A 26,386-nucleotide genomic window follows, 5' to 3' on the forward strand; every position below is an offset into this window, starting at 1 on the left:
GGGTGGGCAAAAGTTCCGGTTAGTCAGCGATTTATATATCTATGGAATAAAAGGAACTAATGCCGAACCGCCATGCTCGAAAGGCCAGTAGATATCTTCAATAAGGAGAAACACCCATGCGCAAGACTTTAGCTATTTCCATGATGCTCGCCGCTGCCCTCGGTCTCGCTGCCTGCGACAAGAAATCCGAAGACAAAGCCCAAGACGCCGCCGCGCACTCTGAGCAAGCTCAGAAAGATATGGCGAAGGCTCAGGATAAAGTGAACGACGCGGCGAAAGAAAACGCCGATGCTGCCAAAGCTCAGGCTGAATCGAACGCAGCCGCCGCAAAAGAAGCAGCACCTGCTACCCCAGCCACCGGTTCTTGAGACCGCGGCTTGAAATAGCCTGGCTGCAAAAAGAAAGCCCGCTTAGATAGCGGGCTTTACTTTGTCTGGGTTTTCTATTTCGAGGCCTTAGTTAGCCCACTTCTTTAGCCGGTTCCGGCGGCGGCGCGTCCGTTTGCGTATACACCATCACTTGCAGCACGTCGGAATGAAACTCCCGACGGTACAGCACCAACACCACCCCGCTGCTCATCAACATGAACAACCAGGGGCTGATAAACCACGCCAGCATCGTCATGCCGAAGTAATAAGCGCGCAGGCCGAAGTTGAACTGGTTGGCGGCCATGGAAATCACCCGCGCCGCACGCAGGGCAAACGCATTGCGCTCCTGTTCCGACACATGCCGCTCACCGATCATCGGCGCCGAGCCCACCAGCACCGCCGCGAAGTTGTACTGGCGCATGCACCAGCTGAATGTGAAGAACGCGTAGACGAACACCAGCGCCAGGCACAACAACTTGATCTCCGACATGCCCTGGGACGCCTGCTGCACCATGGGGATATCCGCCAGCAACGACACCGCGCGCTCCGAGGCCCCGAGCACGGTGAGAATACCGGCGAGGATGATCAGGGTACTGGAAGCAAAGAACGAGGCGTTGCGCTCGAGGTTGCCGATCACACTGGCGTCGGCGATGCGGTTGTCGCGCAGCAGCATGCGGCGCATCCAGTCTTCGCGATACAGATGCAGCACACTGGCCAGGCAGGCCGTGTCGCGGGCTTTCCAGATGGCATAACGGGTGTAGCCGCCCCAGCACAGGACGAACCAGAGGGCGGCAAGCAGGTGGATTTGATTGGTTTCGATAAACGACATGCGGGTCCTATTAAGCGGCGATTTGGCAAACACGAGCGATCGTAGGAGCTGGCTTGCCGGCGATGGCAGCATATCAATCACGGAATACATTGGCTGACACACCGCTATCGCTGGCAAGCCAGCTCCTACAGGATCGTGTTCTATAAGCATAAAAAATGCCCCGTATCGATTGATACGAGGCATTTCCTTGTAGCGTAAATCCGGTTGTTTAAGCGATGGCTTCGCTACGCTTGCCGAGCATACGATCAACCACAAACGCCACAGCCAGTGTCATCACCGACGGCACCAGCCACGCCAGGCCCTGCTCGCTCAGCGGCAGGTTGGCCAATTGCGCAGGCATCCAATCCGCGAGGCCAGCGCCCTTGAGCGCATCGATGCAACCAAAGATAAACGACACCAGCATCACCGGACCGACGATGCGCCCCTGCTCCAGCCAGAAGTCTTTGCAGAAGCTCAACGCCACCAGCACGATGCACGGCGGGTAGATCGCAGTGAGTACCGGGATCGAGAAGGCAATCAGCTTGGTCAGGCCCAGGTTGGACACGAACAGCGAGAACAGCGCCAGGATCACCACCAGGGCCTTGTAGGACAGCGGCAGGATACGGCTGAAGTACTCGGCGCAGGCGCAGGTCAGGCCTACGGCGGTGACCAGGCATGCCAGGGAGATCAGCACGGCCAGGAAGCCGCTGCCCAGGGAACCGAAGGTGTGTTGCACGTAAGCATGCAGCACTGCTGCGCCGTTGCTCGCGCCGGCGGCGACGGCATGGCTGCCCGAGCCCAGGCGGAACAGGCTGAAGTACACCAGGGCCAGGCCCACGCCGGCAATCAAGCCCGCAATGATGGCGTAACGGGTGATGAGCTTCGGCGATTCGACGCCACGGGAGCGGATGGCATTGACGATCACGATACCAAACACCAGGGCGCCCAGGGTATCCATGGTCAGGTAGCCCTGGATAAAGCCTTGGGAAAACGGTGCGGCCACATATTCCGGGGTAGCGACACCCACTTCACCGGCCGGCAAGGCAAATGCAGCGATACCGAGGATCGCCAAGGCAATGATCTTCAGTGGGGCGAGGAAGCGACCCACGGTATCCAAGAGTCGACCTGGGTACAGGGAAACGAAGAACACCACCAGGAAATACACCGAACTGTAGAGGAACAACGCCAGCGGGCTTTCGCCGGTCAGCGGCGCCAGGCCCACTTCAAAGGACACGGTGGCGGTACGCGGGGTGGCGAACAGCGGCCCTACCGCCAGATACGCCGCCGCCGCCAGCAGGCCACCGGCGATCTTGCCGATCGGGCTGCTCAACGCGTCCATACCGCCGCCGACCTTGGCCAGGGCGATCACAGTGACCACCGGCAGGCCGACGGCCGTGATCAGAAAGCCCAGCGCTGCCATCCAGACGTGAGGTCCGGACTGCAAACCAACGATAGGCGGGAAGATGATGTTGCCGGCGCCCACGAACAGGGCAAACGTCATAAAGCCCAACGCCAGGATATCCTGGCTTTTCAACACTTTCATTTCGGGAAATACCACACTACTGAATCGGAATTTAGAGAGGGATTCCCTATGGATGAGGGAAATACTGCCGGCCCTTATGGGAGCCGACCGGTCTAGCGCGGGGCTTCCTTTTGGGATGCGCACGCATAAAGAGGCGGCTAGGGTACAGAAATTGGCTGACGAACGCACTGTTGCGGGGCGGACTGTCCGATAAGCGACATCTCTATGTCGCGTTTTCATACTTAATCTGGCAATGCAGATAAATGTGGGAGGGGGCTTGCCCCCGATGGCGAAGTGTCAGTCACTGTATTTGTTAACTGACCCACTGCAATCGGGGGCAAGCCCCCTCCCACATTTTGATCTTTATTAAACCTCAGAAAGCACAAAGGCCACCCGAAGGTGGCCTTTGTGTTGGTGAAGCGTCAGCTAAGCGCGAGGCTTACTTGACAGCCCAACCGGTCAGCTCGGACAAAGCCTTGCCGATGTCTGCCAGCGAACGCACGGTTTTAACGCCTGCGTCTTCCAGGGCAGCAAACTTCTCGTCTGCAGTGCCCTTGCCGCCAGAGATGATTGCGCCAGCATGGCCCATGCGCTTGCCAGCAGGGGCAGTCACACCAGCGATGTAGGAAACAACCGGCTTGGTCACGTGTGCCTTGATGTAGGCAGCCGCTTCTTCTTCAGCCGAACCGCCGATCTCACCGATCATTACGATCGCTTCGGTCTTCGGGTCTTCCTGGAACAGTTTCAGGATGTCGATGAAGTTCGAGCCTGGGATCGGGTCACCGCCGATGCCGACGCAAGTCGACTGACCGAAACCGGCGTCAGTGGTCTGCTTCACAGCTTCGTAGGTCAGGGTGCCGGAACGGGAAACGATACCGACTTTGCCTGGCAAGTGAATGTGACCTGGCATGATGCCGATCTTGCATTCGCCTGGAGTGATCACGCCTGGGCAGTTAGGGCCGATCAGGACTACGCCCAGCTCGTCGCACTTAACCTTAGCGTCCAGCATGTCCAGGGTAGGAATGCCTTCGGTGATGCAAACGATCAGCTTGATGCCGCCGAATGCTGCTTCCAGGATCGAGTCCTTGCAGAAAGGAGCTGGAACGTAGATCACGCTGGCGGTGGCGCCAGTGGCAGCTACAGCATCTTTCACGGTGTTGAACACTGGCAGGCCCAGGTGCTCGGTGCCGCCTTTACCAGGTGTTACGCCGCCAACCATCTTGGTGCCGTATTCGATGGCTTGCTGGGTGTGGAAACTACCTTGCGAACCGGTAATACCCTGGCAGATAACTTTGGTGTCTTTATTGATCAGGACGCTCATTATTTGCCCTCCGCAGCTTTGACAACTTGTTGAGCAGCGTCGGTCAGGCTGGTAGCCGCGATGATGTTCAAACCGCTTTCTGCCAGTACTTTAGCGCCCAGTTCAGCGTTGTTACCTTCAAGGCGAACAACAACCGGGATTTTAACGCCAACTTCTTTCACTGCACCGATGATGCCTTCGGCAATCATGTCGCAACGAACGATGCCGCCGAAGATGTTGACCAGTACTGCAGCGACGTTGGAGTCGGACAGGATGATCTTGAAGGCTTCGGTTACGCGTTCTTTGGTAGCACCACCGCCCACATCGAGGAAGTTGGCTGGTTTGCCGCCATGCAGGTTGACGATGTCCATGGTACCCATGGCCAGGCCAGCACCGTTGACCATGCAGCCGATGTTACCTTCCAGGGCTACGTAGTTCAGTTCGAACTTGGCAGCGTGCGCTTCGCGCGGATCGTCTTGCGACGGATCGTGGAAAGTCTTCAGCTTAGGCTGACGGTACATGGCGTTGGCGTCGATGTTGATCTTGGCGTCCAGGCAGTGCAGATCGCCGTCAGCCTTGATCACCAGCGGGTTCACTTCCAGCAGGGCCAGATCGTGATCCTGGAACAGTTTGGCCAGACCGACGAAGATCTTGGCGAACTGGGCAACTTGCTTACCTTCCAGGCCCAGCTGGAAAGCCAGCTCGCGACCCTGGAATGGCTGAGCGCCAACCAGTGGATCGATAGTAGCTTTCAGAATTTTTTCTGGGGTTTCTTCGGCGATCTTCTCAATGTCCACGCCACCTTCGGTGGAAGCCATGAACACGATGCGACGGCTCGAACGGTCAACGACAGCGCCCAGGTACAGCTCTTTAGCGATATCAGTGCACGATTCAACCAGGATCTTGGTGACTGGCTGGCCATTGGCATCAGTCTGGTAAGTCACCAGACGCTTGCCCAGCCACTGCTGTGCGAAGGCCTTGGCGTCTTCTTTGCTGCGAACCAGCTTAACGCCGCCCGCTTTACCGCGACCACCGGCGTGGACCTGGGCTTTGACAACCCACTCGCTGCCGCCGATTTTGTCGCAAGCTTCTGCTGCTGCTTCCGGGGTGTCTACTGCGTAGCCCTTGGAAACTGGCAGGCCGTATTCAGCGAACAGCTGCTTACCCTGATACTCGTGAAGATTCATGCTTTTTACCGTCTTCGTTAGGTACTGCGCATTCGGCGCTGCGCTCATTATGAGTGCCGCGCCACCTGTGACTGCTGCTTGCGCAACTTGCGGGGCTCAAGGCCCGTAAAGCTGCGCAAGACTGCGTCCAGCGGATATTCCGCGGTGAGTCTTGCGCGCAAGGCTCACGACGGGCAACTCCGCCGTGGTTTCTTATTATCTCGCTTAGCGCTTCTTCTTGTTGGCAATGTGGATGGCGCCGCCATTCACTGCCAACGCGGCTTCATGCAGCGCTTCGGACAGGGTCGGATGGGAGAAGACCATCATGCCCAGGTCCTCGGCACTGGTGCCGAATTCCATACCGATCGCGCCTTGCTGAACCAGTTCTGCAGCGCTTGGGCCAATCACGTGGACGCCCAATACGCGGTCAGTCTTGGCATCAGCGATGACTTTGACAAAACCACCGGTGTCGTTGGCTGCCATGGCACGGCCAGAAGCGGCGAACGGGAAGGTGCCGACGTTAACTTCAACGCCTTCAGCTTTCAACTGCTGTTCGTTCTTGCCGACCCATGCAATTTCCGGGTGCGTGTAGATAACCGATGGGATCAGGTCGTAGTTCATCTGGGTCTTGTGGCCCTTGATGCGCTCGACAACCATGATGCCTTCTTCGGAAGCCTTGTGCGCCAGCATCATGCCACGCACCACGTCGCCGATGGCGTAGACGCCAGGCACGGTGGTCGCGCAGTGATCGTCAACGTGCACATAACCGCGCTCGTCGAGGGTCACGCCGCTGTCGGAAGCCAACAGGTCGGTGGTCACTGGACGGCGACCCACGGCTACGATCAGCTTGTCGAAAGTGATGGTTTTTTCACCATCCTTGTCGGTGTAGTTGACGACAACTTCTTCACCGTTGACTTTCGAACCGGTCACGCGAGCGCCCAGCTTGATGTCCAGACCTTGTTTGGTCAGGGTTTTCAGTGCTTCTTTGGACACAGCGGTGTCGGCAGCCAGCAGGAACGTGTCCAGGGCTTCCAGCACGGTGACTTCGGAACCCAGGCGGGACCATACCGAACCCAGCTCCAGGCCGATTACGCCAGCGCCGATCACGCCCAGGCGCTTAGGTACTGCTTGGAATTCCAGGGCGCCAGTCGAATCAACGATCACGTTCTGGTCAACTGGAGCAGGCGGGATGTCGATTGGACGCGAACCTGGGGCCAGGATCACGTTCTCGGCTTCGATGATTTCGGTCGAGCCGTCTGGCTTGGTGATTTCAACTTTCTTGCCAGCCAGCAGCTTGCCGTGGCCTTGCAGGGAAGTCACGCCGTTGGCCTTGAACAAGGTGGCAACGCCGGAAGTCAGGCCTTTAACGATGTTGGCTTTACGGCCGACCATTGCTGGCACGTCCATGGTCACGCCAGCATGGTTGATGCCGTGGATCGCGAAGCCGTCTTGGGCTTCGTGGAATTTCCAGGAGCTGTCCAGCAGCGCCTTGGAAGGAATGCAACCGACGTTCAGGCAAGTACCGCCCAGTGCCAGTTTGCCTTCCTTGTCGGTGTATTTTTCGATGCAAGCAGTCGAGAGGCCCAGTTGTGCGGCCTTGATGGCAGCAACGTAGCCGCCAGGACCTGCACCAATCACTACGACGTCAAATTTCTGTGTCATGAAAATAGATCCTCTATTAGCTTCAAGCTTCAAGCTCGGAGCTTCAAGCTGCAAGCCAAACTGCGTTTACTTGCAGCTTGTAGCCCGCAACTTGAAGCTGCTTCAATCAAATATCCAGAAGAAGACGAGCCGGGTCTTCCAGCAGGTTCTTGATGGTCACCAGGAAAGTCACGGCTTCTTTACCATCGATCAGGCGGTGATCGTACGACAGCGCCAGGTACATCATTGGGCGGATCACGACTTGGCCGTTGATGGCCATCGGACGCTGGATGATGTTGTGCATGCCCAGGATTGCCGCTTGTGGTGGGTTGACGATCGGCGTCGACATCATCGAACCGAAGGTACCACCGTTGGTGATGGTGAAGGTACCGCCGGTCATCTCGTCGATGGTCAGCTTGCCGTCACGGGCTTTCTTGCCGAAGGTGGCGATGCCGCCTTCGATTTCAGCCAGGCTCATCAGTTCGGCGTTACGCAGTACTGGAACCACCAGGCCACGGTCGCTGGACACGGCAACGCCGACGTCGGCGTAGCCATGGTAAACGATGTCGTTGCCGTCGATGGAAGCGTTGACTGCCGGGAAGCGTTTCAGCGCTTCGGTGGCCGCTTTAACGAAGAAGGACATGAAGCCCAGGCGCACGCCGTTGTGGGACTTCTCGAACAGATCCTTGTACTTCGAACGCAGGGCCATGACTTCGGTCATGTCGACTTCGTTGAAGGTGGTCAACATCGCCATGTTCGACTGGGCTTCAACCAGACGCTTGGCTACGGTGGCACGTACGCGAGTCATCGGAACGCGCTTCTCGGTGCGGTCGCCAGCGGCGAACACAGGAGCAGCGGCGGCCGGGGCAGCAGCCTTGGCAGGTGCGGCAGCTGGAGCGTTTTTCTTGGCTTCAACAGCAGCAACCACGTCTTCCTTGGTGATGCGACCGTCTTTGCCGGTGCCTTTGACGGACGCCAGGTTGATGCCGTTCTCTTCAGCCAACTGACGGGCAGCCGGTGCAGCGATCGGGTCTTCAGCGCCAGCAGCCGGAGCGGGGGCAGGAGCAGCGGCGGCTGCCGGTGCAGCAGCAGGAGCAGCGGCAGCAGCGCCGCCCTCTTCGATCGAGCCCAGTACCTGGTTCGACAGAACGGTAGCGCCTTCTTCGGCAACGATTGCGCCCAGCACGCCGTCAGCTTCGGCCAATACTTCCAGCACGACTTTGTCGGTCTCGATGTCAACGATCAGGTCGTCACGCTTTACAGCGTCGCCTGGTTTCTTGTGCCAAGTGGCAACGGTGCCATCGGCAACCGATTCCGGGAATGACGGGGCTTTGATTTCGATAGCCATTATCTGTGTGTCCTTAAAATTCGGTTTCAGTCAGCGCGAAGGCGTTAAACAGTAAAAGCATCTTGCAGCAGTTTTTCCTGCTGCTCGGCGTGCATCGACGCATAACCACATGCAGGTGCAGCAGAAGCATCGCGACCGGCGTACTCCAGGTTCAGCGCCTTGTTGTGGTTACCCATGCTGCGACGCAGGTGATGCTGGCTGCTGTACCACGCGCCCTGGTTCATCGGTTCTTCCTGGCACCACACCACGTTGGTGAGGTTGGTGTAAGGCGCGATGGCCTCCATCAGGTCGTCTTCCGGGAACGGGTAAAGCTGCTCGATACGCACGATGGCGATGTCTTCGCGGCCTTCGGCACGACGTTTTTCCAGCAGGTCGTAGTAGACCTTGCCGCTGCACAGGACCAGGCGAGTCACCTTGGCTGCGTCCAGCGTGTCGATTTCTGGAATAACGGTCTGGAACGAACCATCCGCCAGATCTTCCAGGGTCGAGATGGCCAATTTATGACGCAACAGCGACTTCGGTGTCAGCACTACCAGCGGCTTGCGCAGCGGGCGGATCACCTGGCGACGCAGCAAGTGGTAGATCTGGGCCGGGGTAGTCGGCACGCACACCTGGATGTTGTGCTCGGCGCACAGCTGCAGGTAACGCTCCAGACGGGCCGAGGAGTGCTCAGGACCCTGACCTTCATAACCGTGTGGCAGCAGCATGGTCAGACCGCACAGGCGACCCCACTTGTGCTCGCCGCTGGTGATGAACTGGTCGATTACCACTTGGGCGCCGTTGGCGAAGTCGCCGAACTGGGCTTCCCAGATCACCAGCGCGTTTGGCGTGGTGGTCGAGTAACCGTATTCGAACGCCAGAACCGCTTCTTCGGACAGGAACGAATCGTACAGATCGAAACGTGGCTGGCCTTCGTACAGGTTCTGCAACGGGATGTAGGTGCCCGCGTCTTTCTGGTTGTGCAATACCGCGTGACGGTGCGAGAACGTACCACGACCGATGTCCTGGCCGGTCATGCGGATCGGGTGACCTTCGAACGCCAGGGTCGCGTACGCCATGGTTTCGGCGTAACCCCAGTTGATCGGCAGGCCGCCGGCTTGCATCTTCTGACGGTCTTCGTAAATCTTCGCCACTTGGCGCTGAACCACGAAGCCTTCTGGAATTTCCAACAGCTTGGCGGACAATTCCTGCAGGGTTTTCAGATCGAACGAGGTGTCGTGACGCGCAGTCCAGGCGTGGCCCAGGTACGGACGCCAGTCCACGAACAGCTCTTTGTTCGGCTCTTTAACCAGGCTTTTCACTACGTGCAGACCATTGTCCAGCGCGTTGCGGTATTCATCGACCTTGGCCTGAACACGCGCATCGTCAACCACACCGGCCTTGGTCAGGCTTTCGGCGTAAAGCTCACGGGTGGTGCGCTGCTTGGTGATTTGCTGGTACATCAACGGCTGGGTGCCGCTTGGTTCGTCAGCTTCGTTGTGACCGCGACGGCGGTAGCAGACCAGGTCGATCACGACGTCACGCTTGAACTGCATGCGGTAGTCAATGGCCAACTGGGTCACGAACAACACAGCTTCCGGATCATCACCATTCACATGGAGGATCGGCGCCTGGATCATCTTGGCAACGTCGGTCGCGTACTCGGTGGAGCGCGCGTCCAGCGGGTTGCTGATGGTGAAACCGACCTGGTTGTTGATGACGATGTGAACCGTACCGCCAGTCTTGAAGCCGCGTGTCTGCGACATCTGGAACGTTTCCAGGACCACGCCTTGACCGGCGAATGCCGCGTCACCGTGGATGGAAATTGGCAGAACTTTTTCACCGGTGGTGTCGTTACGACGATCCTGGCGAGCACGGACCGAACCCTCGACCACCGGAGAAACGATTTCCAGGTGGGATGGGTTGAAGGCCATGGCCAGGTGAACTTCACCGCCGGTGGTCATCACGTTGGACGAGAAGCCCTGGTGGTATTTAACGTCACCGGAACCCAACTCGACCTTCTTCTTGCCTTCGAATTCGTCGAACAGCTCACGCGGGTTCTTGCCGAAGGTGTTGACCAACACGTTCAGGCGACCACGGTGGGCCATGCCGATCACGATTTCCTTGGTGCCGTAGGAACCGGAACGCTGGATCAGCTCGTCGAGCATCGGGATCAGGCTTTCGCCGCCTTCCAGGCCGAAACGCTTGGTGCCCGGGTATTTGGTACCCAGGTATTTTTCCAGGCCTTCGGCAGCGGTTACGCGCTCAAGCAGGTGGCTGCGTACGTCAGCGGACAATACCGGACGACCACGCACACCTTCCAGGCGATGCTGGAACCAGTGGCGTTGCTCGGAATCGGTGATGTGCGTGAACTCAGCGCCGATGGTGCGGCAATATGTCTGCTGCAACGCTTCGTGAATTTCGCGTAGGCTCGCTTCCTCTTTGCCGATGAACAGGTCGCCGGCACGGAAGGTCGTATCAAGATCGGCATTGGTCAAGCCGTAATGATTGATCGACAGGTCAGCAGGTGCAGGACGCTTCCAGAGCCCCAGCGGGTCAAGCTGGGCCGCCTGGTGGCCGCGCATCCGGTAGGCCTGGATCAGTCGCAATACTTCAACTTGCTTCTTCTCGTGCTCACTGCTCACGCTCCCGGCGGAAACCGGTTGGGCGCGGCGCTGGTTCTTTGCCAGCAGCACAAATTGATCGCGAATCGTTGCGTGCGATACATCGGTGGCAGCGTTGCCGTCTGAAGACAACGTCTGAAATTTGGTGCGCCATTCTTCTGGCACAGCGTTAGGGTCGTGCAGGTAGAGCTCATAAAGCTCTTCCACATAGGCAGCGTTACCACCTGAAAGATAGCCGCTGTTCCACATGCGCTGCATCACGCTTTCTTGCATGCTTGGTCACCCTCGATTTGGGGACACCACCGGCGAAAACACCGAGTTTGCTTGCAAAAGGCCAAGTGCAGCGACCAAAACAAGCCACTTAGGATCACGCTGATAGTTCGGGTACCAACCCGAATGCCCCTGCTTGTCTCATTTCTTCAAAATAAGAGCCGCGGCTTTGTAAGTCGCTGCTCAAGTTAAAACTACGGCGCCGGTTGAAGCCTGCGCCGTAGCATTTACGGGCACAACGGTCCTGCTTTTACTACAACGTCAGTTACACGCCGCTCTGAAGCAGCATGTTACGGATGTGACCAATGGCCTTAGTCGGGTTCAGGCCTTTGGGACATACGTTGACGCAGTTCATGATCCCGCGGCAGCGGAATACGCTGAACGGGTCATCCAGCGAAGCCAAACGCTCGGACGTCTTGGTATCACGGCTGTCTGCCAGGAAGCGGTACGCTTGCAGCAGGGCAGCAGGGCCCAGGAACTTGTCCGGGTTCCACCAGAAGGACGGGCACGAAGTCGAGCAGCAAGCGCACAGGATGCACTCGTACAGACCGTCGAGCTTCTCGCGCTCTTCCGGGGACTGCAGACGCTCGATGGCCGGAGCCGGCGTGTCGTTCTGCAGGAACGGCTTAACTTTCTCGTATTGCTTGTAGAAGATGCTCATATCGACGACCAGGTCACGGATAACCGGCAAACCTGGCAGTGGACGAACGATCAGCTTGTTGCCTTTGACCACGGCGGACAGCGGCGTGATGCACGCCAGGCCGTTTTTGCCGTTGATGTTCATGCCGTCGGAACCGCACACACCTTCACGGCAAGAGCGACGATAGGAGAAACCTTCGTCCTGCTCTTTGATCAGTGCCAATACATCCAGCACCATCAGGTCTTTACCACCGGTATCGACCTGGAATTCCTGCATGAACGGCGCAGCGTCCTGATCAGGGTTGTAGCGATAAACACTGACTTTCAACATGGCAGCCACCCTTAGTAAGTCCGAATCTTCGGTTCAAACGTCGGAACCGTCTTCGGCGAGAAGTTCACCGCACGCTTGGTCACGCGCTTGTCACCCGGGAAGTACAGGGTGTGGCACAACCAGTTTTCGTCGTCGCGATCTTCAAAGTCTTCACGGGCGTGGGCACCACGAGATTCCTTACGAACCTCGGCGGCGATTGCAGTCGCTTCGGCCACTTCCAGCAGGTTTTGCAGTTCAAGGGCTTCGATACGAGCGGTGTTGAACGCCTGGCTCTTATCGTTGATCTTGACGTTGGCGATGCGCTTGCGCAGGTCAGCCAGCTGGGCGATACCCTTCTGCATGTATTCGCCGGTACGGAATACACCGAAGTAGTTCTGCATGCAGCTTTGCAGCTCGCGACGCAGAGTTGCCACGTCTTCGCCATCAGTGCGCTCGTTCAGAGCGTTCAGGCGCGCCAGGGCGGCCTCGATGTTGGCGTCGGTAGCGTCGTCGTATTCGATACCGTCGGTCAGCGCCTTTTCCAGGTGCAGGCCAGCAGCACGGCCGAAGACCACCAGGTCGAGCAGCGAGTTGCCGCCCAGGCGGTTGGCGCCGTGAACCGATACGCACGCCACTTCGCCTACAGCGAACAGACCGTGGATGATCTCGTCCTCGCCTGCGGCGTTCTGGGTGATCGCCTGGCCATGAATGTTGGTCGGCACGCCGCCCATCATGTAGTGGCAAGTCGGAACAACCGGCACCGGAGCAACCACCGGGTCAACGTGAGCAAAGGTCTTGGACAGCTCACAGATACCTGGCAGACGGCTGTGCAGTACTTCTTCGCCCAAGTGATCGAGCTTCAGCAGTACGTGGTCGCCATTCGGGCCACAGCCGTTACCGGCGATGATCTCTTTAACCATCGAACGAGCCACAACGTCACGACCCGCCAGGTCTTTCGCGTTCGGAGCATAACGCTCCATGAAACGCTCGCCGTGCTTGTTGATCAGGTAACCACCTTCACCACGGCAACCTTCTGTAACCAGTACACCAGCGCCGGCGATACCGGTCGGGTGGAACTGCCACATTTCGATGTCTTGCACCGGTACGCCAGCACGCAGTGCCATGCCGACGCCGTCACCGGTGTTGATCAGGGCATTGGTGGTCGACGCATAGATACGGCCTGCACCGCCGGTCGCCAGCACGGTAGCCTTGGCGCGGATGTAGGTGGTTTCACCGGTTTCGATGCAGATGGCGATTACACCGACGAACTCGCCTTGTGCGTTCTTCACCAGGTCGACAGCGTAGTACTCGTTCAGGAACGTGGTACCGGCTTTCAGGTTGCCCTGATAAAGGGTGTGCAACAGCGCGTGACCGGTACGGTCGGAAGCGGCGCAGGTACGGGCAGCCTGCCCGCCTTTACCGTAATCCTTCGACTGGCCGCCGAATGGACGCTGGTAGATACGGCCTTGCTCGGTACGGGAGAACGGCAGACCCATGTGGTCCAGCTCGAACACCGCAGCAGGGCCTTCCTGACACATGTATTCGATCGCGTCCTGGTCACCGATGTAGTCGGAACCCTTGACGGTATCGTACATGTGCCAGCGCCAGTCATCGTTCGGGTCGGCGGAGGCGATGGCGCAGGTGATGCCACCCTGGGCCGATACGGTGTGGGAACGGGTCGGGAACACCTTGGTGATCACGGCAGTCTTGTGACCGCCCTGGGCCAGCTGCAGCGCAGCGCGCATGCCAGCACCGCCGCCACCAATAATGATGGCGTCGAATGAAATAGTTGGAATGTTAGCCATGAATCAGATACCCCAAAGAATCTGCACACCCCAGACGAAGTAAGCGAACATCGCGACGCCGCATACTGCCTGGAAGAGGAAACGTACTGCAGTCGCGGACTTGCCCAGCGCCATCGGCGTCAGGTAGTCGGTCGCGATGGTCCACATGCCTACCCAGGCGTGTGCGCCCAGGGCAACAAGGGCCAGCAGACTGAAGATTCGCATCGCATTATGGGAAAACAGGCCGTGCCATTGCTCATAGCCGATGCCCGGGTTTGCGACGAGGTATCCGATCAGGAAAATGAAATAAGCCGCGAGAACGACCGCAGACACACGCTGTGCCATCCAGTCATAGAGGCCCGAACGCGAAAGGTTCGTAACGCTGGTTACCATATCCAAACTCCTGCCAGAACGATCAGCACCACGGAAATGGCGATGATGATTTTCGAGCCCAGGCGGCCGCCTTCCAGCGTCTCACCGATGCCCATGTCCATGATCAAGTGGCGCACACCGGCTACCAGGTGATACAGAAGAGAAGACAGGAGGCCCCATGCTACGAACTTGGCCAGCGGGCTGGTCAAGCATGCCTTCACCTCGGCGTATCCTTCCTCGGAACCCAGGGATTTGCTCAATGCATAAAGCATGATGCCCAAGCCCAGGAACAGGATGATGCCGGAAACACGGTGCAGGAACGACGTAACGCCGGTGATGGGGAGTTTGATGGTCCTTAGGTCTAGGTTTACAGGTCGTTGGCTATTCACGGCTTTTTTTCACACTGAAGAGCCCCTAACAATCAGGGCAAAGTTGTTGGGGAGTGCACTGGTCAGGTAAGCACCACCCAGGGAGTGCGACCCCCAATGAAAGCAAGCCCAAAAGCCCTTGGCGGTCGGTGGCCGAGTATAGACAGTTAGGTTACTAATGACAACGCGCACTCCTCACCCTAATAGCGGATTGCGCTGGGGGAATAAAAGGCGTAAATGGCAGGCAATTTCGAGGAAAAAGTACGGTTAAAGCCTTCTGCTGCAAGACTTTAGGCAAATTGACATCTGGATTTATATCAATATAGTGGTGCGGGCCCTGCGTGGGGGGTCTGTCTGATGATTTGAAGCATAAATAGGAGGCCACATGGCTGACAAAAAAGCGCAGTTGATCATCGAGGGCGCAGCCCCCGTCGAGCTGCCCATTTTAACCGGCACCGTTGGTCCCGATGTTATCGACGTACGGGGCCTGACGGCCACGGGCCGTTTCACATTCGACCCAGGCTTCATGTCGACCGCCTCTTGCGAGTCGAAGATCACCTACATCGACGGTGATAATGGCATTTTGCTGCATCGCGGCTACCCGATCGAGCAACTGGCTGAGAAATCGGACTACCTCGAAACCTGCTACCTGCTGCTAAATGGCGAGCTGCCAACAGCCGAGCAGAAAGCCCAGTTCGTCAGCACCGTGAAGAACCACACCATGGTTCACGAGCAGTTGAAGACCTTCTTCAACGGCTTCCGTCGCGACGCCCACCCGATGGCCGTCATGTGCGGCGTGGTCGGCGCCCTGTCGGCCTTCTATCACGACTCCCTCGACATCAATAACCCGCAGCATCGCGAAATCTCCGCGATCCGCTTGGTTGCCAAGATGCCGACCCTGGCCGCAATGGTTTACAAGTACTCCATGGGCCAACCCATGATGTACCCGCGCAACGACCTGACGTACGCGGAAAACTTCCTGCACATGATGTTCAACACGCCGTGCGAGATCAAACCGATCAGCCCGACGCTTGCCAAGGCCATGGACCGGATCTTCATCCTCCACGCCGACCACGAGCAGAACGCCTCCACCTCTACCGTGCGCCTGGCAGGTTCTTCGGGTGCCAACCCGTTCGCCTGTATCGCCGCCGGTATCGCCGCACTCTGGGGCCCTGCCCACGGCGGCGCGAACGAAGCCGTACTGACCATGCTCGATGAAATCGGCGATGTCTCGAACATCGACAAGTTCATCGCCAAGGCCAAGGACAAGAACGATCCGTTCAAGTTGATGGGCTTCGGTCACCGGGTCTACAAGAACCGCGACCCACGCGCTACCGTCATGAAGCAGACCTGCGACGAAGTGTTGAAGGAACTGGGCATCAAGAACGATCCGCAACTCGAACTGGCCATGCGCCTGGAAGAGATCGCTTTGACCGACCCGTACTTCATCGAACGCTCGCTGTACCCGAACGTCGACTTCTACTCGGGGATCATCCTCAAGGCGATCGGCATTCCAACCAGCATGTTCACCGTGATCTTCGCCCTGGCGCGGACCGTGGGCTGGATCTCCCACTGGAAAGAAATGCTCTCCAGCCCGTACAAGATTGGCCGCCCGCGCCAGTTGTACACCGGCTACGAGTCGCGCGACATCACCCAGCTGGAAGATCGCAAGTAAGCATCGCTTAGTTGCACTGAAAACGGCCTCCCTTAGTGGAGGCCGTTTTTATTTGTGCAGGATTTGAGAAACAGTTTTGTCAGATCAATCCCTAATTTATAGACAAAAAAATACCCCGGCCTTTCGACCGGGGTATTTTCCTGTCCAGCTACAACCTTAGTGAGAAACCGCCCCACTCGACCCCAGGCCAGTTTGCGAACGCACAAACTGCGGGAAGTACAGCGCACGCTCTTTCTCTGCCGCCGCCGACTTGTCGGTGATGGAGAAGAACCAGATGCCGACGAACGCGATGATCATCGAGAACAGCGCCGGGTACTCATAAGGGAAGATGGCTTTTTCATGGTGCAGGATCGAGACCCAGATGGTCGGGCCCAGCACCATCAGGCCAACGGCACTGATCAAGCCCAGCCAGCCGCCAATCATCGCGCCACGGGTGGTGAGGTTTTTCCAGTACATGGAAAGCAGCAGCACCGGGAAGTTACAGCTGGCGGCAATGGAGAACGCCAGGCCAACCATGAACGCGATGTTCTGGCTTTCGAACAGGATACCCAGGCCAATCGCAAGGACGCCCAAGGCAACGGTGGTGATTTTCGAAACGCGAATCTCATCCTTGTCGTTGGCCTTGCCTTTCTTGATCACGCTGGCGTACAGGTCATGGGACACCGCCGACGCACCGGCCAGGGTCAAGCCGGCAACCACCGCGAGGATGGTGGCGAAGGCCACGGCCGAGATGAAGCCCAGGAAGATACTGCCACCCACCGCGTTGGCCAGGTGCACCGCCGCCATGTTGTTGCCGCCCAGCAAGGCGCCTGCCGCATCCTTGAACGCCGGGTTGGTGCTGACCAGCAGGATCGCGCCAAAGCCGATGATGAAGGTCAGGATGTAGAAGTAACCGATGAAACCGGTGGCATAGAACACGCTCTTACGCGCTTCTTTAGCGTCGCTGACGGTAAAGAAGCGCATCAGGATATGTGGCAGGCCAGCCGTACCGAACATCAGCGCAAGCCCGAGGGAGAACGCGGAAATCGGGTCTTTCACCAAGCCGCCGGGGCTCATGATCGCCTCACCTTTAGGGTGAACCTTGATCGCCTCGGAGAACAGGGCATTGAAGTCGAAGTTGACGTGCTTCATCACCATCAGTGCCATGAACGAGGCACCGGACAGCAGCAACACAGCCTTGATGATCTGTACCCAGGTGGTCGCCAGCATGCCGCCGAACAGTACATACATCACCATCAAGATACCGACCAGGATCACCGCAACGTGGTAGTCCAGGCCGAACAGCAGCTGAATCAGCTTGCCCGCACCGACCATCTGCGCGATCAGGTAGAACGCCACCACCACCAGCGAGCCGCAGGCCGACAGGCTGCGAATCTGAGTCTGGCCCAGGCGATAGGACGCCACGTCGGCAAAGGTGTACTTGCCCAGGTTACGCAGGCGCTCGGCGATCAGGAACAGAATGATCGGCCAGCCCACCAGGAAGCCGATCGAGTAGATCAGGCCGTCATAACCAGAGGTGTAGACCAGCGCGGAAATCCCCAGGAAGGACGCCGCCGACATGTAGTCACCGGCAATCGCCAGGCCGTTCTGGAAACCGGTGATCTTGCCGCCGGCTGCATAGTAGTCGGCCGCCGATTTGTTGCGCTTGGAGGCCCAGTAGGTGATGCACAGGGTCGCGCCGACAAACGCGACGAACATCACGATGGCCGAAACGTTCAGGGGTTGCTTGTGCACTTCACCAGTCAATGCATCCGCCGCCCAAACGGCCGGGGCAAAGAGCGAAGCGCCGAATATTGCCAGTAGACGCCGGATCATTGCGCAGCCTCCTTGAGAATCGCATTGTTCAGGTCGTCAAACTCGCCATTGGCCCGGCGCACGTAGATGCCGGTCAGGATGAAGGCGGACACAATCAGCCCGACGCCCAGGGGAATGCCCCAGGTAATCGACGAGCCGGGGCTGATCTTGGCCCCCAGTACTTGTGGCCCGTAGGCGATCAACAGGATGAAAGCGGAGTAAAGCCCTAGCATGATCGCCGAGAGAATCCAGGCGAACCTTTCCCTTTTTCTCACCAGCTCCTTGAAACGCGGGCTGTTTTGAATCGAGAGGTAAATGCTGTCGTTCATTGTTTTTATCCTCGCAGCACAGCTTTTTTATTATTGGAACGTATCCACTGTATGCGGCTGCCGTAGAGGTTCCAGACGACCTTAGTATTAGATCGAGTGTAGCGAGGGATTCTGAAGCCGCTGGAGGATTTGCGGGATGCAAAACAATTGTGGGAGGGGGCTTGCCCCCGATAGCAGTGTGTCAGCCAGCACATCTATAGCTGACAGACCGCCATCGGGGGCGAGCCCCCTCCCACAAGGGATGTAGCTGTAGTGTTATTTACCGGTCCACTCGGCGACACGCTCAGGGTGCTTGGCGACCCAATCCTTGGCGGCGGCATCAGGCTTGGCGCCTTCTTGAATCGCCAGCATGACTTCGCCGATTTCATCCTTGGAGGCCCATTGGAATTTCTTCAGGAAGGCCGCGACTTCCGGCGCTTTCTTCTCCAGGCCCTTGCTGCCGATGCTGTTGACGGTTTCAGCAGCACCATAAATCCCTTTTGGATCGTCCAGGAAACGCAGTTTCCACTTGGCGAACATCCAGTGTGGCACCCAACCGGTGACCGCAATGGATTCCTGTTTGTCTTCGGCACGGGTCAGCTCGGCGATCATCGCCGCGCCCGAGCTGGCTTGCAGCTTGTAATCGAGGCCGTACTGCTTGATAGCTTCGTCGGTCTTGAGCATCACGCCAGAACCTGCGTCGATGCCGACGATCTTGTTCTTGAAGGTGGTGTCGGTCTTGAGATCTTCGATGGACTTGGCCTTGACGTACTCCGGTACGATCAGACCGATCTTCGCGTCCTTGAAGTTGGGGCCGTAGTCGACCACCTTGTCCTTGTTCTTGGCCCAGTACTCACCGTGGGTGACCGGCAGCCAGGCGGAGAGCATGGCGTCGAGCTTGCCGGTGGCAACGCCCTGCCACATGATCCCGGTGGCGACGGCTTGCAGTTTCACGTCATAACCGAGCTTGGCCTTGATCACTTCTGCCGCCACGTGGGTGGTAGCCACGCTGTCGGACCAGCCGTCCACATAGCCGATGCTCAGGGTCTTGCTGTCGGCGCTGGCCAGTGTGGAGCTCATCGCAACTACCAGAGTGGCAGCTGCGCCCAAGAGTCGTCGCATCTTCATAGTACTTCCCCGAAAGTGCTGCGCCCGGCGGATGCCGAGCGACGTCAACCTGTTGTTATGTGGTGCACCGCGCCCCCTTCACGCGCATCGATCACGGTAGTGCGCCGTCAGCGGAGTACTGACACTTCGATCATCAACCTGCTCGGGTGTTGGACCTGCTCTGTCAGCGACATCCTACAAGCAAGGAACGACATCACATCGCCAGTAGGATGCTTTGTAGGACTTGACGCCAAAATCCCGCCCGAACTTTGCATGTCAAAATTATGCAGCCCCACTGGGTCGGGCCAAATCCGGGTAAGATGCGCGCCTTTGCTCTTCCAGATAAGCCGACCATGCCCGCGACTGCCCGCTTCCCTGCCCTGCCCTATTGCTTCGCCTTGATCCTCGGCCTGCTGGCCCTGTTCGCTTACTGGTATGGCCTCGGCCGGCCCGTGGTGCTGCCCGACGTCGCCAGCGCCACGCACAAGATGCAGTGCGCGTCCTACACCCCATTCGATAAAGACCAATCGCCGTTCGACCAGCCATTCACGCTGCGTCCGGAGCGCATGGACGCTGATCTCGCCCTGCTGGCCACGCGCTTCGAGTGCATTCGCACTTACTCTATGACCGGCCTGGAAGCCTTGCCGGACATGGCGCGCAAGCACGGGCTGAAGGTGATGGCCGGGGCCTGGGTGAGCAGTGATCCGGTCGCGACCGAAAAGGAAATCAACGAACTGATCGCGTCGGCGAATGCTCATCCGGAGGTGGTGACCTCGGTGATCGTCGGCAACGAAGCGCTGCTGCGCAAGGAAGTCACCGCCACGCAGTTGGTGAAGCTCATCCAGACGGTCAAAAGCCAGATCAAACAGCCAGTAACCTACGCGGACGTGTGGGAGTTTTGGCTGCAACACCCCGAAATCGCCCCGGCGGTGGATTTCCTTACCATCCACTTGTTGCCGTACTGGGAAGATGATCCGTCGGGCATCGACCAGGCTCTCAAACACGTGGGCGATGTGCGCCAGACCTTCGGCGACAAGTTCGCCCCCAAGGACATCCTGATCGGTGAAACCGGCTGGCCAAGCGAAGGCCGCCAGCGCGAAACCGCCGTGCCGAACCGGGTCAACGAGGCCAAGTTCATGCGCGGATTCGTGGCCATGGCCGAGGCCAATGGCTGGCGTTACAACCTGATCGAAGCCTTTGACCAGCCGTGGAAGCGGGCCAGTGAAGGCGCCGTAGGTGGTTACTGGGGCCTGTTCGATGCTGATCGCCAGGACAAGGGCATCCTCGCCGGGCCGGTAACCAACGTGCCGTACTGGCCGCTATGGCTGGGCGTAGGAGGCATCATCCTATTGGGCACCTTGGTGTTGGGCGGACGTGTACGCACTACCCGCGCGGCGATTGCCCTGCCACTGCTGGGTGCGGTGGCGGCCTGTTCCATTGGCACCTGGGCCGAGCTGACCCGCGTGACTGCGCGCTTTAATGATGAATGGGTGTGGGCTGGGTTGCTGCTGGTGTTGAACCTGCTGGTGCTGGCCCATGCGGCCTTGGCCTTGAGTGCACAGGAAGGTTGGCGTGACCGGGCGTTCAACTGGCTGGAGCAACGCGCAGGCTGGCTGGTGGCGATTGCCGGGTTTGCCGGAGCGGTAATGATGCTGGCATTGGTGTTCGACCCGCGCTACCGCAGCTTCCCGAGCGCGGCGCTGGTGTTGCCGGCCCTGGTGTACGTGATACGTCCGGTGACGGGACCGCGTCGGGAGATCGCGCTGCTGGCCTTTATCATCGGTGCGGGCATTGCGCCGCAGTTGTACCGTGAGGGGTTATTGAACCAGCAGGCTTGGGGCTGGGCGGTAGTGAGCCTGCTCATGACGGCAGCCTTGTGGCGCTGCTTGCGGGTACGCAAGATTTAACATCGCTATCGGGGGCAAGTCGAACCGTCGCACCGCCCCTCCCACATTTGGAATGCATTCCCCTGTGGGTGCGACGGTTCGACTTGCCCCCGATGAGGCCCCATCAAGCAACGCGGGGCTTCCTGACCAACCGCAACCCCGCAATCACCACGGCAAACACCGCAAACGTGGTGTTGTACAACGCCAGTGCCGGCAACCCGAACACCATCCCCAGCACCGCCAACCCCCACCCCGCACGACCCGGCACGAAAAACGCCAGCACCGACGTGATCAACGCCGTCCAGCCCAACACCTTGAAGTGGATCATCAACCCTAGGTTCGAACGCAGCTGGCATTCCCAGCGGCTCGCCTCGTCCGCGCAGAGGCCCACCCACTGGCCATCTTCCATAAAGCCATAGCGCGCACCGTAACTGGCGGCCAGCCACAGCGGCAGTGCAATAAGCAGCAAAATCAGCGGCAAACGACGGGACATGGGGTACTCCGATAGGCAAAAACGGCGCTCAGCTTAATGCCCCGGCAGCCGTTAGCAAGGCGCATACACACAATTAGTGTTCACCAAAGCGTGGCAAAGTGTATCGTCTGGCTACTATTACCCCGATTCCAACGTTTTTTTTCCGACATTTCGTGCCGCGTGATGGCACTTCGGCGACTGGACGGCGGTCATAGCCTGCGAACTTCATTAAGTACGTTTCCTCCTAGGGATTAAGTCATGCTCCGTTCCTTGCGCTGTGCTGCCTTGCTGGGCAGCCTTTTTCTGAGTGCGTCAGCACTGGCCGTCGACATTGACCAAGCCAGCTATGGCTACCCTTTGACCAACCCGTTTGAAGCCACCATCGCCACCACGCCGCCTGACCTTCGGCCGAAATTGCCGAGCGACGACGAGATCAATCAGTCCGATTACACCCTGAACATGCGCCCCGAGCGCGAATTCAGCCTGCCGGACAACTTCTGGGCGGTGAAGAAACTCACCTACCGCATCGCCAAGCAGGACCGCGCCGCGCCGCTGATCTTTCTGATCGCGGGCACCGGTGCGCGCTTCGACAGCAGCATCAACGAATACCTGAAAAAGCTGTATTACCAGGCCGGCTACCACGTGGTGCAACTGTCGTCGCCGACCAGCTTCGACTTCATCAGTGCCGCCTCGCGCTTCGCCACGCCGGGCATCACCCAGGAAGACGCCGAAGACATGTACCGCGTGATGCAAGCCGTGCGCGCGCAAAACGCTTCGTTGCCAGTGACTGACTTCTACCTCACCGGCTACAGCCTCGGTGCCCTGGATGCAGCGTTCGTCAGCAAGCTCGACGAGACGCGCCGCAGCTTCAACTTCAAGAAAGTCTTGTTGCTTAACCCGCCGGTCAACCTCTACACCTCGATCACCAACCTCGACAAGCTGGTGCAGACCGAGGTGAAAGGCATCAACAACACCACCACCTTCTATGAGCTGGTGCTGAACAAGCTGACCCGCTACTTCCAGCAAAAGGGCTATATCGACCTGAACGACGCCCTGCTCTACGACTTCCAGCAATCCAAGCAGCACCTGACCAACGAACAGATGGCCATGCTGATCGGCACCTCGTTCCGCTTCTCGGCGGCCGACATCGCCTTTACCTCGGACTTGATCAACCGCCGTGGCCTGATCATCCCTCCGAAATACCCGATCACCGAAGGCACCAGCCTCACGCCGTTCCTCAAGCGTGCACTGCAGTGCGACTTCGACTGCTACCTCACCGAACAAGTGATCCCAATGTGGCGCGCCCGCTCCGACGGCGGCAGCCTGCTGCAACTGATCGACCAGGTCAGCCTGTACGCCCTCAAGGACTACCTGCACACCAGCCCGAAAATCGCCGTGATGCATAACGCCGACGACGTGATCCTCGGCCCGGGCGACCTCGGTTTCCTGCGTAAAACCTTCGGCGATCGCTTGACCGTCTACCCGCTGGGCGGCCATTGCGGCAACCTCAATTACCGCGTCAACGCCGACGCCATGCTGGAGTTCTTCCGTGGCTAAATATCTTCTGCTGCTTGCCGCCCTGATGTGCGCAGGCGTGGCCAATGCCGACAACAGCAAGGCCCACGAGCCAGTCAAAGTCGATTCCGATGGTTTCAAGGAACCGCTGACCAAACTCAAGTTCAACCCCGGCCTGGACCAGCGCGAGTTCGAACGTTCATCGCTCACCGCGCTCAACGTGTATGACCCGTTGGAGTCGTGGAACCGTCGCGTGTACCACTTCAACTATCGCTTCGACCAATGGGTGTTCCTGCCGGTGGTCGATGGCTACCGCTACGTCACCCCGAGTTTCCTGCGCACCGGCGTGAGCAACTTCTTCAACAACCTGGGCGATGTGCCCAACCTGCTGAACAGCCTGTTGCAACTCAAGGGCCATCGCTCCCTGGAAACCACCGGCCGCCTGTTGGTCAACACCACTATCGGCATCGCCGGCCTTTGGGACCCGGCGACTGCCATGGGCCTGCCGCGCCAGAGCGAAGACTTTGGCCAGACCTTGGGCTTCTACGGTGTACCCGGCGGCGCGTACCTGGTGCTGCCGATCTTCGGCCCATCGAACCTGCGCGACACCACCGGCCTGATCGTCGACTACGGTGCCGAAACCCAGATCAACTTCCTCAACGTGTCCGAAGTCAGCTCCAACCACCCGGAAATCTGGGCATTGCGCGCGGTGGACAAGCGTTATCAGACCAGCTTCCGGTATGGCCAGATGAACTCGCCGTTCGAGTATGAGAAGGTGCGCTACATCTATACGGAATCGCGAAAGCTGCAGATTGCCGAGTAAACGCCCACAAAAAAGGCCATTCGATTGAATGGCCTTTTTTATTGCGGTTACGGTAAGCCCGGTCTGTTAAGCATGTTCGACATCACGGCAAGGCAATCCGTAGTTATTCTCCCCCTTGTCGCCTTTTCTAAGCAGTCGGATGGTCACAACTAATAAACCCACGAACGGTAGCGCATACCACAGGATATAAGCGCCAGTCGTGTTCACATCGTGAAGCCGCCTAAATGTTACAGATAGCCGGGGGATGATCGTAAGTACAACGTAAACGCCTAGCGGGATATAAAACCACTTGCTGTAGGCAACCCCGGCCCAGCCTGCTACTACAATTGAGCCGTACATCAGCAGGTAGTCTAAAACTGCAAACGCCCAATACTCCCTTCTACAAGCGCGCCCGCTGAAGTTGGCATAGTTTTTTATCGCCTGAAAACACCAGTTCATCCTTAACTCCCTACTCGATCCGTTTTCTTAGTGCGTGACTTCACGGGAAGGCACGCGACGCATCCTATAAATGCCTTGAAAACCGAACTGTAGGATTAAGCTTAAACAACTTTTCAGTCTGTATTCGCTGCGAACTAATCAGCGCTTAACGGCTCGCCATACCCTGCCAACTACTTGCACGACGACCAACACCACCGCCCCGGCAATGATACCCGCCACGCCATTCAGCAGCGTCGGCACCAACCACGCCACCCCGCCTGCGCCCTGGCTGACCGTCTCGATCCAGTGATGCACCACCGGCACGCCGTGGGTGAGAATCCCGCCGCCCACCAGGAACATCGCCGCCGTACCGATCACCGACAGGCTCTTCATCATGTACGGCGCCGCACGCAGGATGGCACCACCGATGCTGCGCGCCGCCTGGCCAGGTTTCTGGGCGAGCCACAGACCCAGGTCATCCAGCTTGACGATACCGGCCACCAAGCCATACACGCCCACGGTCATGACGATGGCAATGCCGGACAGCACGATCACCTGCTGCATCAAGGGCGCATCGGCCACGGTGCCGAGGGTGATGGCGATGATTTCGGCGGAGAGGATGAAGTCGGTACGGATGGCGCCTTTGATCTTGTCCTTTTCGAAGGCCACCAGGTCGGTGGCAGGATCGGCCACGGCCTCGACCAACTGCGCATGTTCAGCGTGATCGTCGGCCTTGCTGTGGAGGAATTTATGCGCCAGCTTTTCGAACCCTTCGAAACACAGGTAGGCACCGCCGAGCATCAACAACGGCGTCACCGCCCACGGTGCAAACGCGCTGATCAATAAAGCCGCTGGCACCAGGATCAACTTGTTGACGAAGGAGCCCTTGGCCACCGCCCACACCACGGGAATTTCCCGCTCGGCACGCACGCCGGAAACCTGTTGGGCATTGAGGGCGAGGTCATCACCCAGGACGCCAGCGGTCTTCTTTGCCGCCATTTTTGTCATCAGGGCAACGTCATCGAGTACTGCGGCGATATCGTCGATCAACACCAACAAGCTGCTTCCTGCCATGAATCGGGCTTCCGTAAGAGTGGGATGACGCGAGCATAGCGCGGCGCAAGGCCCGGCGGGCAGATTGTTGAGGCTCGCAGATGGCCGGTGCTACCATGCGCAACCGCCAGTCTTGGCAAGGAAACTCCAGGTTTATGAGCACCATTCGCGAGCGCAACAAAGAAAAGATCCTGCGGGCGGCCAGCGAGGAGTTTGCCGACAAGGGCTTCGCCGCGACCAAAACCAGCGACATCGCCGCCAAGGCCGGGCTGCCCAAGCCCAACGTCTACTACTACTTCAAGTCCAAGGACAACCTCTACCGCGAGGTGCTCGAAAGCATCATCGAGCCGATCCTGGCCGCCTCCACACCGTTCAACCCGGACGGCGCGCCCAAGGAAGTACTGAGCAACTACATCCGCTCGAAAATCCGTATCTCCCGCGACCTGCCATTTGCCTCCAAGGTCTTTGCCAGCGAAATCATGCACGGCGCCCCGCACCTCAGCGCCGACCAGGTCGAACAGCTCAACGCCCAGGCCAAGCACAACATCGCCTGCATCCAGGACTGGGTGGATCGCGGCCTGATTGCGCCGATTGACCCCAATCACTTGATGTTCAGCATCTGGGCGGCGACGCAGACCTATGCGGATTTTGACTGGCAGATCTCGGCAGTGACCGGGAAGGCCAAGCTGGATGAGGCGGATTATGAGGCGGCGGCGCAGACGATTATCCGGCTGGTGCTCAAAGGCTGCGAGCCGGACTGACCTTTGTAGGAGCCGGCTTGCCGGCGATGAGACTTTCATATTCTGCGGCGCTCTTTCGAGCGCCATCGCCGGCAAG

Annotated in this window: 23 protein-coding genes; 6 read left to right on the forward strand and 17 right to left on the reverse strand. The window is 58.5% G+C overall.

What is annotated here, in order from left to right:
- Positions 1 to 116: 116 nt before the first annotated feature.
- Positions 117 to 368 carry a hypothetical protein gene (locus WH299_RS07140; protein WP_012723095.1) on the forward strand — a complete coding sequence of 84 codons (252 nt, stop codon included), beginning with the start codon at positions 117 to 119 and terminating at the stop codon, positions 366 to 368.
- A 91-nt stretch (positions 369 to 459) separates the two neighbouring features.
- Here the strand turns inward: WH299_RS07140 and WH299_RS07145 are convergent, their stop codons facing one another.
- The 11 genes from WH299_RS07145 to sdhC form a co-directional block, all read right to left on the reverse strand.
- A complete protein-coding gene (locus WH299_RS07145) occupies positions 460 to 1,197 on the reverse strand; it encodes a DUF599 domain-containing protein (protein WP_122725269.1) in 738 nt (245 codons plus the stop codon).
- Between the two features lie 208 nt (positions 1,198 to 1,405).
- Complete coding sequence (gene brnQ, locus WH299_RS07150) at positions 1,406 to 2,719, reverse strand: branched-chain amino acid transport system II carrier protein (protein ID WP_123477008.1); 1,314 nt, start codon at positions 2,717 to 2,719, stop codon at positions 1,406 to 1,408.
- A 418-nt stretch (positions 2,720 to 3,137) separates the two neighbouring features.
- Positions 3,138 to 4,019 carry a succinate--CoA ligase subunit alpha gene (gene sucD, locus WH299_RS07155; RefSeq protein ID WP_003210566.1) on the reverse strand — a complete coding sequence of 294 codons (882 nt, stop codon included), beginning with the start codon at positions 4,017 to 4,019 and terminating at the stop codon, positions 3,138 to 3,140.
- Positions 4,019 to 5,185 carry an ADP-forming succinate--CoA ligase subunit beta gene (gene sucC, locus WH299_RS07160; protein WP_016979559.1) on the reverse strand — a complete coding sequence of 389 codons (1,167 nt, stop codon included), beginning with the start codon at positions 5,183 to 5,185 and terminating at the stop codon, positions 4,019 to 4,021. Before sucC ends, sucD begins: the two co-directional genes overlap by 1 nt.
- A gap of 204 nt (positions 5,186 to 5,389) precedes the next feature.
- Entirely contained in the window at positions 5,390 to 6,826 is a 1,437-nt protein-coding gene (lpdA, locus tag WH299_RS07165) for a dihydrolipoyl dehydrogenase (RefSeq protein ID WP_122725266.1), read from the reverse strand.
- A gap of 106 nt (positions 6,827 to 6,932) precedes the next feature.
- On the reverse strand, positions 6,933 to 8,153 hold the full coding sequence (gene odhB / locus WH299_RS07170; RefSeq protein ID WP_339549932.1) for a 2-oxoglutarate dehydrogenase complex dihydrolipoyllysine-residue succinyltransferase: 1,221 nt from the start codon (positions 8,151 to 8,153) through the stop codon (positions 6,933 to 6,935).
- A 44-nt stretch (positions 8,154 to 8,197) separates the two neighbouring features.
- Entirely contained in the window at positions 8,198 to 11,029 is a 2,832-nt protein-coding gene (locus WH299_RS07175; protein ID WP_016979562.1) for a 2-oxoglutarate dehydrogenase E1 component, read from the reverse strand.
- A 262-nt stretch (positions 11,030 to 11,291) separates the two neighbouring features.
- A complete protein-coding gene (locus tag WH299_RS07180) occupies positions 11,292 to 11,996 on the reverse strand; it encodes a succinate dehydrogenase iron-sulfur subunit (RefSeq protein ID WP_003172807.1) in 705 nt (234 codons plus the stop codon).
- Between the two features lie 11 nt (positions 11,997 to 12,007).
- Positions 12,008 to 13,780, reverse strand: a complete 1,773-nt coding sequence (sdhA, locus tag WH299_RS07185; protein WP_122725258.1) for a succinate dehydrogenase flavoprotein subunit — start codon at positions 13,778 to 13,780, stop codon at positions 12,008 to 12,010.
- Between the two features lie 3 nt (positions 13,781 to 13,783).
- Positions 13,784 to 14,152, reverse strand: a complete 369-nt coding sequence (sdhD, locus tag WH299_RS07190) for a succinate dehydrogenase, hydrophobic membrane anchor protein (RefSeq protein WP_003172805.1) — start codon at positions 14,150 to 14,152, stop codon at positions 13,784 to 13,786.
- Entirely contained in the window at positions 14,146 to 14,520 is a 375-nt protein-coding gene (gene sdhC, locus WH299_RS07195) for a succinate dehydrogenase, cytochrome b556 subunit (protein ID WP_003190005.1), read from the reverse strand. The genes sdhD and sdhC overlap by 7 nt, the downstream gene beginning before the upstream one ends.
- Positions 14,521 to 14,884: 364 nt before the next feature.
- On the opposite strand from sdhC, the gene gltA reads away from it, so the two are divergent.
- Positions 14,885 to 16,174 (forward strand): citrate synthase, encoded by a 1,290-nt coding sequence (gene gltA, locus WH299_RS07200; RefSeq protein ID WP_028615712.1) that lies wholly within the window; start codon positions 14,885 to 14,887, stop codon positions 16,172 to 16,174.
- Positions 16,175 to 16,330: 156 nt separating this feature from the next.
- Here the strand turns inward: gltA and WH299_RS07205 are convergent, their stop codons facing one another.
- From WH299_RS07205 to WH299_RS07215, 3 genes are all read right to left on the reverse strand, one after another.
- Positions 16,331 to 17,989, reverse strand: coding sequence for a cation acetate symporter (locus tag WH299_RS07205; RefSeq protein ID WP_028615711.1), 1,659 nt, complete (start codon positions 17,987 to 17,989; stop codon positions 16,331 to 16,333).
- Positions 17,986 to 18,297 (reverse strand): DUF485 domain-containing protein, encoded by a 312-nt coding sequence (locus tag WH299_RS07210; RefSeq protein WP_003190001.1) that lies wholly within the window; start codon positions 18,295 to 18,297, stop codon positions 17,986 to 17,988. The genes WH299_RS07205 and WH299_RS07210 overlap by 4 nt, the downstream gene beginning before the upstream one ends.
- Positions 18,298 to 18,552: 255 nt before the next feature.
- Positions 18,553 to 19,404: a glycine betaine ABC transporter substrate-binding protein gene (locus tag WH299_RS07215; RefSeq protein ID WP_025857941.1), complete on the reverse strand. Its 852-nt coding sequence runs from the start codon at positions 19,402 to 19,404 to the stop codon at positions 18,553 to 18,555.
- 332 nt (positions 19,405 to 19,736) lie between these two features.
- Here WH299_RS07215 and WH299_RS07220 point away from each other — a divergent pair, with 332 nt between their 5' ends.
- A complete protein-coding gene (locus WH299_RS07220; RefSeq protein WP_339549933.1) occupies positions 19,737 to 21,290 on the forward strand; it encodes a glycoside hydrolase family 17 protein in 1,554 nt (517 codons plus the stop codon).
- A gap of 103 nt (positions 21,291 to 21,393) precedes the next feature.
- On the opposite strand, the gene WH299_RS07225 is transcribed toward WH299_RS07220, so the two are convergent.
- Positions 21,394 to 21,762, reverse strand: coding sequence for a hypothetical protein (locus WH299_RS07225; RefSeq protein WP_126571019.1), 369 nt, complete (start codon positions 21,760 to 21,762; stop codon positions 21,394 to 21,396).
- Between the two features lie 237 nt (positions 21,763 to 21,999).
- On the opposite strand from WH299_RS07225, the gene WH299_RS07230 reads away from it, so the two are divergent.
- Both WH299_RS07230 and WH299_RS07235 read left to right on the forward strand, forming a co-directional pair.
- Positions 22,000 to 23,298: a serine/threonine protein kinase gene (locus WH299_RS07230; RefSeq protein WP_122725251.1), complete on the forward strand. Its 1,299-nt coding sequence runs from the start codon at positions 22,000 to 22,002 to the stop codon at positions 23,296 to 23,298.
- Entirely contained in the window at positions 23,291 to 24,079 is a 789-nt protein-coding gene (locus WH299_RS07235) for an MlaA family lipoprotein (protein ID WP_016979571.1), read from the forward strand. Before WH299_RS07230 ends, WH299_RS07235 begins: the two co-directional genes overlap by 8 nt.
- A 66-nt stretch (positions 24,080 to 24,145) precedes the next feature.
- Here the strand turns inward: WH299_RS07235 and WH299_RS07240 are convergent, their stop codons facing one another.
- Entirely contained in the window at positions 24,146 to 24,517 is a 372-nt protein-coding gene (locus tag WH299_RS07240) for a DUF805 domain-containing protein (protein ID WP_122725246.1), read from the reverse strand.
- A 138-nt stretch (positions 24,518 to 24,655) separates the two neighbouring features.
- On the reverse strand, positions 24,656 to 25,570 hold the full coding sequence (locus WH299_RS07245) for a DUF808 domain-containing protein (RefSeq protein ID WP_339549934.1): 915 nt from the start codon (positions 25,568 to 25,570) through the stop codon (positions 24,656 to 24,658).
- A gap of 134 nt (positions 25,571 to 25,704) precedes the next feature.
- Between WH299_RS07245 and WH299_RS07250 the strand changes: the two genes are divergently transcribed.
- The gene (locus tag WH299_RS07250) at positions 25,705 to 26,310 is read left to right on the forward strand and encodes a TetR/AcrR family transcriptional regulator (RefSeq protein ID WP_068935710.1); all 606 of its coding nucleotides are present in this window, start codon (positions 25,705 to 25,707) and stop codon (positions 26,308 to 26,310) included.
- Positions 26,311 to 26,386: the final 76 nt, after the last annotated feature.

The organism is Pseudomonas sp. MYb541, from assembly GCF_037479595.1.
Lineage (GTDB): Bacteria > Pseudomonadota > Gammaproteobacteria > Pseudomonadales > Pseudomonadaceae > Aquipseudomonas > Aquipseudomonas canadensis.

Excerpts from the sequence above, each read along its gene's own strand:
- WH299_RS07140 (WP_012723095.1), top strand. The coding sequence starts at position 117 with ATGCGCAAGACTTTAGCTATTTCCATGATGCTCGCCGCTGCCCTCGGT.
- WH299_RS07145 (WP_122725269.1), bottom strand. The coding sequence starts at position 1,197 with ATGTCGTTTATCGAAACCAATCAAATCCACCTGCTTGCCGCCCTCTGG.
- brnQ (WP_123477008.1), bottom strand. The coding sequence starts at position 2,719 with ATGAAAGTGTTGAAAAGCCAGGATATCCTGGCGTTGGGCTTTATGACG.
- sucD (WP_003210566.1), bottom strand. The coding sequence starts at position 4,019 with ATGAGCGTCCTGATCAATAAAGACACCAAAGTTATCTGCCAGGGTATT.
- sucC (WP_016979559.1), bottom strand. The coding sequence starts at position 5,185 with ATGAATCTTCACGAGTATCAGGGTAAGCAGCTGTTCGCTGAATACGGC.
- lpdA (WP_122725266.1), bottom strand. The coding sequence starts at position 6,826 with ATGACACAGAAATTTGACGTCGTAGTGATTGGTGCAGGTCCTGGCGGC.
- odhB (WP_339549932.1), bottom strand. The coding sequence starts at position 8,153 with ATGGCTATCGAAATCAAAGCCCCGTCATTCCCGGAATCGGTTGCCGAT.
- WH299_RS07175 (WP_016979562.1), bottom strand. The coding sequence starts at position 11,029 with ATGCAAGAAAGCGTGATGCAGCGCATGTGGAACAGCGGCTATCTTTCA.
- WH299_RS07180 (WP_003172807.1), bottom strand. The coding sequence starts at position 11,996 with ATGTTGAAAGTCAGTGTTTATCGCTACAACCCTGATCAGGACGCTGCG.
- sdhA (WP_122725258.1), bottom strand. The coding sequence starts at position 13,780 with ATGGCTAACATTCCAACTATTTCATTCGACGCCATCATTATTGGTGGC.
- sdhD (WP_003172805.1), bottom strand. The coding sequence starts at position 14,152 with ATGGTAACCAGCGTTACGAACCTTTCGCGTTCGGGCCTCTATGACTGG.
- gltA (WP_028615712.1), top strand. The coding sequence starts at position 14,885 with ATGGCTGACAAAAAAGCGCAGTTGATCATCGAGGGCGCAGCCCCCGTC.
- WH299_RS07205 (WP_028615711.1), bottom strand. The coding sequence starts at position 17,989 with ATGATCCGGCGTCTACTGGCAATATTCGGCGCTTCGCTCTTTGCCCCG.
- WH299_RS07210 (WP_003190001.1), bottom strand. The coding sequence starts at position 18,297 with ATGAACGACAGCATTTACCTCTCGATTCAAAACAGCCCGCGTTTCAAG.
- WH299_RS07215 (WP_025857941.1), bottom strand. The coding sequence starts at position 19,404 with ATGAAGATGCGACGACTCTTGGGCGCAGCTGCCACTCTGGTAGTTGCG.
- WH299_RS07220 (WP_339549933.1), top strand. The coding sequence starts at position 19,737 with ATGCCCGCGACTGCCCGCTTCCCTGCCCTGCCCTATTGCTTCGCCTTG.
- WH299_RS07225 (WP_126571019.1), bottom strand. The coding sequence starts at position 21,762 with ATGTCCCGTCGTTTGCCGCTGATTTTGCTGCTTATTGCACTGCCGCTG.
- WH299_RS07230 (WP_122725251.1), top strand. The coding sequence starts at position 22,000 with ATGCTCCGTTCCTTGCGCTGTGCTGCCTTGCTGGGCAGCCTTTTTCTG.
- WH299_RS07240 (WP_122725246.1), bottom strand. The coding sequence starts at position 24,517 with ATGAACTGGTGTTTTCAGGCGATAAAAAACTATGCCAACTTCAGCGGG.
- WH299_RS07245 (WP_339549934.1), bottom strand. The coding sequence starts at position 25,570 with ATGGCAGGAAGCAGCTTGTTGGTGTTGATCGACGATATCGCCGCAGTA.
- WH299_RS07250 (WP_068935710.1), top strand. The coding sequence starts at position 25,705 with ATGAGCACCATTCGCGAGCGCAACAAAGAAAAGATCCTGCGGGCGGCC.